The following is an 8362-nucleotide window of genomic DNA, read 5'->3' as shown; positions in this document are numbered from 1 at the left end:
CGATTGGCGGCGCGATCGGCACGGGGCTGTTCCTCGGCATCGCGCAGACGATCAAGATGGCGGGGCCATCCGTGCTGCTCGGCTACGCGGTGGCCGGTATCGTCGCGTTTTTCATCATGCGGCAGCTCGGCGAGATGGTGGTCGACGAGCCGGTCGCCGGTTCCTTCAGCTATTTCGCCGACAAGTACTGCGGCCACTTCACCGGCTTCCTGTCCGGCTGGAACTACTGGGTGCTGTACATCCTCGTCAGCATGGCGGAGCTGTCGGCGGTCGGCATCTATATCCAGTACTGGTGGCCGGGCGTGCCGACCTGGGTGTCGGCGCTCGTGTTCTTCGTCGCCATCAACCTGATCAACCTGACGAGCGTCAAGTCGTATGGCGAGACGGAGTTCTGGTTTTCGATCATCAAGGTCGCCGCGATTGTCGGCATGATCGTGTTCGGCGGCTATCTGCTGCTGAGCGGCCACGCAGGCCTTGAATCGACCGTCGCAAACCTGTGGCAGCACGGCGGCTTCTTCCCGCACGGCGTGTCGGGCCTCGTGATGTCGATGGCGGCGATCATGTTCTCGTTCGGCGGGCTCGAGCTCGTCGGCATCACCGCGGCCGAGGCGGACGATCCGCAGCACAGCATCCCGCGCGCGACCAACCAGGTGATCTACCGCATCCTGATCTTCTACATCGGCGCGCTCGGCGTGCTGCTGTCGCTCTATCCGTGGGAAAAGGTCGTCAGCGGCGGCAGCCCGTTCGTGCTGATCTTCCATGCGCTGAGCAGCGACCTCGTCGCGAACGTGCTGAACGTCGTCGTGCTGACCGCGGCGCTGTCGGTCTACAACAGCGGCGTGTACTGCAACAGCCGGATGCTGTTCGGCCTCGCGCAGCAGGGCAACGCGCCGAAGGCGCTGATGTCGGTGACCAAGCGCGGCATTCCGCTCGCGGCGCTCGGCGCGTCGGCGCTCGCGACCGGCGCGTGCGTGCTGGTCAACTATTTCATGCCGGGCAAGGCGTTCGAACTGTTGATGGGCCTCGTCGTGTCGGCGCTGATCATCAACTGGGCGATGATCAGCCTGATCCACCTGAAATTCCGCCAGGCCAAGCGGGCGGCCGGTCAGCAAACGCGCTTTCGCAGTCTCGGCTATCCTTTCACGAACTATCTGTGCCTGGCGTTCATGGCCGGCATTCTCGTCTTGATGTACATGACGCCGGATCTGCGTCTGTCCGTGTACCTGATTCCGGTCTGGCTCGCGGTGCTCGCCGTCGGGTATCGCTTCCGCCAGAGGAATGCGGGTTACGCACTGCGCGACGGTGCGTCCGCGCAGTAACGCAGTCCATGCCGGCGCGGCCCGCACCGGTGCGGGCCGTGCTCATGCAGGCCGGATTGATGCGGCTGCGTCCGTGCCGGTCGCAGCATCGCGGGCCGCGCCAATGCAGGCCGCGCCAACGCAGGCCGCGCAATTTTTCATTCAGACAACCGAAGACCGATAAAGCCATGTTCGAACATATCGACGCATATCCCGGCGATCCGATCCTGACGCTCAACGAGAACTTCCAGAAAGACCCGCGCACCGCGAAGGTCAACCTGAGCATCGGCATCTATTTCGACGCCGACGGCAAGATTCCCGTGATGGGGGCGGTGCGTGAAGCCGCGACGGCGCTGCAGCGCGAGATCGGCCCGACGCCGTATCTGCCGATGGTCGGCATGGCGCCGTATCGCGATGCCGTGCAGGCGCTCGTGTTCGGCGCGGATCATCCGGCGCGCGCGGCGGGCCGGATCGCGACCGTCCAGACGCTCGGCGGCTCGGGCGCGCTGAAGGTCGGCGCGGATTTCCTGAAGCGCTATTTCCCGGATGCGCAGGTATGGCTGAGCGATCCGAGCTGGGAAAACCATCGTTTCATCTTCGAGCGCGCCGGGTTCACGGTGAACACGTATCCGTACTATGACGAAGCGACGGGCGGCCTGAAGTTTGACGCGATGCTCGCGGCGATCGCCGCGCTGCCCGCACGCAGCATCGTGCTGCTGCACGCCTGCTGCCACAACCCGACCGGCGTCGATCTCGACGAAGGCCAGTGGTCGAAGCTGATCGACGTGCTGGAGGCGCGCGAGTTGCTGCCGTTTGTCGACATGGCCTACCAGGGCTTCGGCGCGGGCCTCGATGCGGATGCGTTCGCGGTGCGCGAGCTGGCCCGCCGCGGCGTGCCGGCGCTGGTCGCGAACTCGTTCTCGAAGAACTTCTCGCTGTACGGCGAGCGGGTCGGCGGCCTGAGCGTGATCTGCGAGGATGCCGCCGCGGCAGACCGCGTGCTCGGCCAGCTCGCGGGCGCGGTGCGGTCGAACTACAGCAACCCGCCGATCCACGGCGCGAAGATCGTCTCGACGGTGCTCAACACGCCGGCACTGCGCAAGCAGTGGGAGGAAGAACTCTCGGCGATGTGCCGCCGCATCGCGCGCATGCGCCAGGCGATCCATGACGGCCTGCGCGACCATGTGTCCGGCGAGGCGCTGACGCGCTATGTGAAGCAGCGCGGGATGTTCACATACACCGGTCTGACCGAGTCGCAGGTCGATGCGCTGCGTGAGCGGCATGGCGTGTATGTGTTGCGCTCGGGGCGGATGTGTGTCGCGGGTCTGAACGACGCGAATGTCGGCATCGTCGCCGATGCGATCGCCACGGTGCTGAAGCACGGCGCGTGAGTCTTGCGGCAGCCAGGCCGCCGCGCACATCGCATGAACAAACCGGCTGCCGTCGTTGTGACGGCAGCCGGTTTTTCTTTGGGTTCGTGGCGGATGAGCGGGGCGCCGGCCTTTGGATGCCATTCAGGCATCGACAAAAACGGCGCGGCGCCACCCGTCAGAAAATCTGGCGCAAGCCGATTGCCGCACCGAGGTTGTTGGTTCGGCCGATCCGGTCGACATTGCCGGTGGCCGGATTGGTCATGCCCGGGTAATCGGCGGCAAATGCGCCGCTGCCGCGCGCGAAATCCACTGTGCAGTAGACCTCGGTTTTCTTCGAGAACGAATATTCGGCAAGCATCGTCGCGGAGTAGTTGACCCCCGAGCCGAGCGTGCCGTCGAGCCGCGCGGCATTGCGTGCGCGACCGTAATAGCCGGCCATCGTGATCAGCAGCGGGGGCGTGACCTGCCAGTTGGCGGCGAGGTACAGCACGTCGTCGATGCGGTTCGGGCTGCCGCCCTTGAGGGTCGGCGCGCCGGATTGCTGCATGTTGAAATCCGTCGTGCCGGTCTTGTCCTGGGCGTGCAGCCAGCCGGCGAGCAGACGGACGGTCTGCGTAATCTGGTAGGCGGTGCTGAGGTGCAGGAGGTTGATCTTCGCGCCGTTGATCGAGCTGCCGTTCAGCGACGACACGGAAGTCTGGTGGAAACCGGCGTTGAACGACGCCGGTCCGCGCGTGTAAGTCACTTCGACGGCGTAGGTGCTATCGAGTCCCATCGCGCCGGCATGATTGCCGAAGCCGTAGAGTGCATCGACGCTGAGACCGTTGTACGAGAACACGTACTTGACCGAGTTCGGAACGGTCACATAGGGGCCGATGCCGTTGTAGACCCAGCTGTCTTGCCAGTAGTTGCCGACCGTCAACGGGTCGAACACGTCGCCCATGGTGTCGTACAGCGGCGCGTACTGGTTGCCGAACGTCAGCGTGCCGTATCGGTCGCTCGACAGGCCGACGAACGCTTGCCGGCTGAACAGCGTATTCGGGACGTGCAGTTTGCCGTCGCCGAGCTCGAAGCCGTTTTCAAGGCGGAAGACTGTCGACAGGCCGCCCCCCAGATCTTCGGTGCCGCGCAGGCCCCAGCGGCTGTGCGTTTCCGGGCCGACCGCCATGCCGATCATGTCTTTGCCATTCGGGCCTGCATTCGTCTGATAACGGATGGTCGTATCGACGAGGCCATACAGCGTGACGGAGCTTTGTGCGTATGCCGACGACGCGGCACAAACGAACAACGCACCCACACCACTGGAAATGGCGACTTTCTTCATTGGATTGGCCTCCCTGGCCGGTTGATTTTGTCAGCAGCGCTCTGGTTTTGCGGCTCGACGGTCGAGACTGGGGTACAGAGCATAATCGGCCATATTTTCCAACAATATTGCCAATTGCGGATTAGATTTTTCCGGAATTGGCAACAATGCCACGGTCGCCCGGCGGGGCGAAATCGATCCGCGTCCGCCGCCGGACAGCGGTGCCGCAGGCGATGCGTGATGGCCGGCGCAATCCGATGGCGGGTGTGTCGAAACGCCACGGGGGAGGCCGCGGCCGGATCGGCTGCGCGTCCGTCCCGGCACGGTCGTCGTCCGTCATGATCACGGAAGGCGGGCGGGGTGTCATGCGATGCTCGGGGCCGCTGCTTGCCGGAGAAGATGCATCGGGCCAAGACGCTCGACGATCCGCATTTGTGCGGTATCGCGGACAAACAACGAGCCGGCGAATCCCAGCGCATTGACCGAGATGCCGTCAACGAATTCCCGGGATCGGGGCACCAGCAGCAGCCCGGCGGACATCGCCAGCAGGTTGTACGGCGCCGATTGGCGCAGTTCGCCGTCGGTATCGAGCGCGCGGATGCCAACCGCATCGAGCAATGCGCGGTAGTGCCTGCACGCCGCGTCTGCCATCTCGTGCGCGGGCGCCGCCAAAAGATCCAGCGGCGCGAATGCATGCGCAAATGTCAGGCCGGGGACGGTGCCGATGCCGCCGGCGATCCGCGCCGACGCCAGCAACGGGCCGATCGGCAATGCAGGGCCGTCCTCGGTGAACGGCAGCGGCACGATCTGCAGATGTTTATGGGCCTGGCTTGCGCCAGCAACTTTCCCGCCGTTATAGAAGCCCAGGCTTCCGAACTCCGCCATGCAGGCCAGCAGCGCCGCAAAGTCCGCCACGGTCAGCAACGCCTCCTGCGGCTCGAAGCGGCGGGTGACGATGAGCAGGTGATGAGCGAGGACGTTGAACTTGTTGAGCAAGGCCAGATGGGTGTCCGAGATATCCGCAACAAACAGGTCGGGGTCGTAGGGGAGGAATGGGTCGTCCCCGGGCGTGCGGGTGGTGCCGGCCTGATCCTTGCGCGTCAGGCTCGAGACCTGCCGAATCACGAATCGCACGCCGCCGTCCTCGATCGACTGCTGGACGGTTTCGATCGGGCGCAATGCCCCGCTGCGCAGGGCCCGCGCCGTCTGTTGCGCGATGGCCTGCCGGAGGGTGCCGGGCTGAAGAGATGAGGGAGGCATGATGGGTGGCGCTTGCGTTCCAGCATAGATGCTTCGGCAACGGTGCTCAACCGCTCAGGGTGTTTCACCTGGCGCCGGCCGGGTATCGAAACCATGAACCGAGGGCTGCGGGACATAGGAAAAATCGGCGGGATCTCCGCTTGATTCCATGGCCGATTCCGGTCAATCAGGCGCGGGCGACGATGAGTGTCACGCCCGCGCTGCGGGGGCGGCAAAGGACGATGCGATTGACGAGTCGGCGATGTTCGGATGGAATGCTTGGCACTGTCCGGGATCGCATCGTCCGGGCGTGACGTGAAAAAGCGGCAAGCGCGGCGCTGTCGATGTTTAATCGATTCTTAAGCTGCGGCTCAACATAATGGCGCGATCAACGTTCCGGGCTGCCGGGGCGTCGTTTCCACGACCACCGAACAGAGAACGCACGTTGTTACGCTCAGCACCGGCCACGTCATGGCATCTCGTCCGCGTGATATTCGCGTGTGCATTCGCGCTCGGCGGCTGCACCGTCTATCACCCCCAGCCGCTGGCTTCGCATGCGACGCTCACGACCGCCGACGCGCTTGGCCGGCTCCATATCGATCCCGCCGCGATGCCGCTGCCGGAACTGGCCGCGCATCGGTTCGATCCGGCGGACGGCTTCGACATGGAAGAGGTCGCGATGCTTGCGGTGGCGAACAATCCCGACCTGAAGCTCGCACGCGACGATCTCGGCATCGCGCAGGCGCAGGCGTATTCCGCGGGCCTGCTGCCGGATCCGCAATTGTCGCTGGCGAACGACTTTCCGGGCGCGATCGGTTACGTGCGCGCGTTCACCTACAGCATCGGCATGGACGTGATGGCGATCGTGACGCGCAGCGCGAACAAGCGCGCCGCCGACGCGAACGTGCGCAAGATCGACCTTGGCTTGCTGTGGCAGGAATGGCAGGTCGTCGCGCAGGCGAAACAGCTTTACACCAGAGCGCGTTACCAGGATGCCGTGTTGCCGTTGCTCCGGCAAACGCTCGACCTGAGTGCGGCGCGTCATGAACGGATGACGCACGCGCGCGATGCGGGCAACCTGACTGACGACGTTGTCAGCGTCGCATCGATCGCTTATGCCGACGCGCGCAAGCAATATGCCGGCATGCTGCGCACGCGCCAGCAGACGCGCCGCGACCTGAACGCGCTGCTCGGTCTCGCACCGGACGTCGACTTGCGGCTGGCCGGCTCGGACGCGCTCGCGCCGCTTCCCGACGCGACGCTCGACGACGCGGTGGCCGCCTTGCCGCAGCGGCGTCCGGACCTGATCGCGCTGCAGGCCGGTTACCAGGCGCAGGAACAAAAATACCGCGCCGCGATCCTGAATCAGTTTCAGACGCTGGTGGTCAGCGGCAATCGCGCGCGCGACACGTCCAATGTCTATACGAACGGTTTCCAGGTCACGCTCAACCTGCCGATCTTCAACCGCAATCGCGGCAATATCGCGATCGAGCAGGCGACGCGGCAGCGTCTCGGCGACGAATATCAGACCCGCCTGAACGCCGCTTACATGGATATCGCCCGCCTGCGTGCCGATGGCGCGCTCGCCGCCGGCCAACTCGCGCAGGACGAAGCCGCGCTGCCGGCACTCGATCGTGCCGCCGAGCATGCGACGCAGGCCTATGCCGGGCACACCATCGCGATCGGACAGTACACCGACGCCCAACTGGCCGCGCTGACGCGCCGTATCGACGTCGCGGCACAGCGCGATGCGCTGGCGGAGCAGCGGATCGCGCTGCAGGCGCTGCTTGGCAGCGCGATCCCGGATGCCTTTTCCCCCGATTCCTCCAGGCGTTGAATGCCATGCACATTGCCCCGTCACACGTCAGACGCATTCGCGCGGCAGCGCTCGTCGCAGCGCTTGCCGCGATGGCAACGGTCGACCACCCGGCGCATGCCGATGAACCCGTCACGGCGTCGGTCGAAGTGGTCCGCGTGCAGCGTGAGCCGATTTCGCAGCCGGTGCGCGCGTACGGCGTCGTCGCGACCTCGTCGGCGAGTCTGACGACCGTGAGCCTGCCCTATGTGGCGCGCATCCGGAAGGTGCGGGTTCTGCCCGGGCAGAGCGTTGCGCGCGGTGCGCCGCTGGTCGTCGTGCAGGCCGATCCCGCGGCTGCGCTGGCCGCCTCGCAGGCCGCGACCGCGCTGACGCTCGCCCGCGGGGAACTGGCCCGTGTGCAGGCGCTCTATCAGGACGGCCTCGCGACCCAGTCGCAATTGGCCGCCGCCCAAAAGGCGCTGGACGATGCGCAACAGGGGCAGGCGGCGCAACAGCGCATGGGCGTGCGCAGCGGGGACGTGACGATCGCGGCGCCGATCGCTGGCGTCGTGATGCAGATCTCGGCGCTGCCCGGCGATCAGTTGCAAGCCGGGGCGGCGATCGCGCAGGTTGCGGCCAGAGGCGGCGCCGGCCGGGAAGCGAACGTGACCCTCGGCGTCGAACCGTCCGCGGTCGCGTCGATCCGAGCCGGCGATACGCTCGTGCTGCACGGGCTGTCGACGGCACTTGCGCATGCGAATCCCGCGGGACACGTGGTCGTCGTGGGCGCGTCGGTGGATCCGCAAAGCCAGCTCGTCAACATCGGCGCGAACGTACCGCTTGGCGGCACGCCATTCATTCCGGGCACCCGCGTCAGCGCCGACATCGCGACGCAGACCGGCACGTGGTGGGTCGTGCCGAGATCGGCCGTGCTGCGCGACGAGGCCGGCGCATACGTATTCCAGATCGGCCCGACGCATCGTGCGCATCGTGTCAACGTCGCCGTGCGCGTCGAAAATGGCGGCCGCTACGGCGTGGACGGTTCGCTGAATCCGGCGCAACCGGTCGTCGCGATCGGTAACGACGAATTGCAGGACGGCATGCGCATTCGCCTGACAGGAGCATCGCGTCGATGAACTTCGGGCAGTGGATGCAGCATCACCGGCGATCGCTGCTGTTCGCCGTCGCGCTGCTGGCGATAGCCGGTGTGCTGACCGCGTTTCGGCTGCCGATCTCCCTGTTTCCGAACGTGGCGTTTCCACGCGCGGTCGTCTCGCTGGACGCCGGCGACCGGCCGGCCGAGCAGATGGCGGCATGGGTCACGATGCCGGTCGAGGAGGCGCTGCGGCGC

General features: G+C 65.8%; 8 protein-coding genes. 5 read left to right on the top strand and 3 right to left on the bottom strand.

Annotated elements, in window-relative coordinates:
• Together KH616_RS17335 and KH616_RS17330 are read left to right on the top strand one after the other, a co-directional pair.
• A partial coding sequence (locus KH616_RS17335; protein WP_292248605.1) for an amino acid permease occupies positions 1-1319 on the top strand: 1319 nt, incomplete at its 5' end.
• Positions 1320-1486: 167 nt separating this feature from the next.
• Positions 1487-2689: an amino acid aminotransferase gene (locus KH616_RS17330; protein WP_292248602.1), complete on the top strand. Its 1203-nt coding sequence runs from the start codon at positions 1487-1489 to the stop codon at positions 2687-2689.
• 157 nt (positions 2690-2846) lie between these two features.
• Here the strand turns inward: KH616_RS17330 and KH616_RS17325 are convergent, their stop codons facing one another.
• From KH616_RS17325 to KH616_RS17315, 3 genes are all read right to left on the bottom strand, one after another.
• Positions 2847-3995: a porin gene (locus KH616_RS17325; RefSeq protein WP_292248600.1), complete on the bottom strand. Its 1149-nt coding sequence runs from the start codon at positions 3993-3995 to the stop codon at positions 2847-2849.
• A 121-nt stretch (positions 3996-4116) separates the two neighbouring features.
• Positions 4117-4341 carry a hypothetical protein gene (locus KH616_RS17320; RefSeq protein WP_292248598.1) on the bottom strand — a complete coding sequence of 75 codons (225 nt, stop codon included), beginning with the start codon at positions 4339-4341 and terminating at the stop codon, positions 4117-4119.
• Positions 4338-5234, bottom strand: coding sequence for a DUF4922 domain-containing protein (locus KH616_RS17315; RefSeq protein ID WP_292248597.1), 897 nt, complete (start codon positions 5232-5234; stop codon positions 4338-4340). Before KH616_RS17315 ends, KH616_RS17320 begins: the two co-directional genes overlap by 4 nt.
• 466 nt (positions 5235-5700) lie before the next feature.
• On the opposite strand from KH616_RS17315, the gene KH616_RS17310 reads away from it, so the two are divergent.
• The 3 genes from KH616_RS17310 to KH616_RS17300 all read left to right on the top strand — a co-directional run.
• Positions 5701-7050 (top strand): TolC family protein, encoded by a 1350-nt coding sequence (locus tag KH616_RS17310; RefSeq protein ID WP_292248596.1) that lies wholly within the window; start codon positions 5701-5703, stop codon positions 7048-7050.
• Between the two features lie 5 nt (positions 7051-7055).
• On the top strand, positions 7056-8147 hold the full coding sequence (locus tag KH616_RS17305; RefSeq protein WP_292248594.1) for an efflux RND transporter periplasmic adaptor subunit: 1092 nt from the start codon (positions 7056-7058) through the stop codon (positions 8145-8147).
• Positions 8144-8362, top strand: a 219-nt coding sequence (locus KH616_RS17300) for an efflux RND transporter permease subunit (RefSeq protein ID WP_292248592.1), incomplete at its 3' end; no start/stop codon positions are given. The genes KH616_RS17305 and KH616_RS17300, both read left to right, overlap by 4 nt.

Origin of the sequence: Burkholderia sp. (genome assembly GCF_018375725.1) — a bacterium.
GTDB lineage: Bacteria > Pseudomonadota > Gammaproteobacteria > Burkholderiales > Burkholderiaceae > Burkholderia.
The sequence above is the reverse complement of the archived record's forward strand: the minus strand, read 5'-3'. Positions and strand labels throughout refer to the sequence as shown.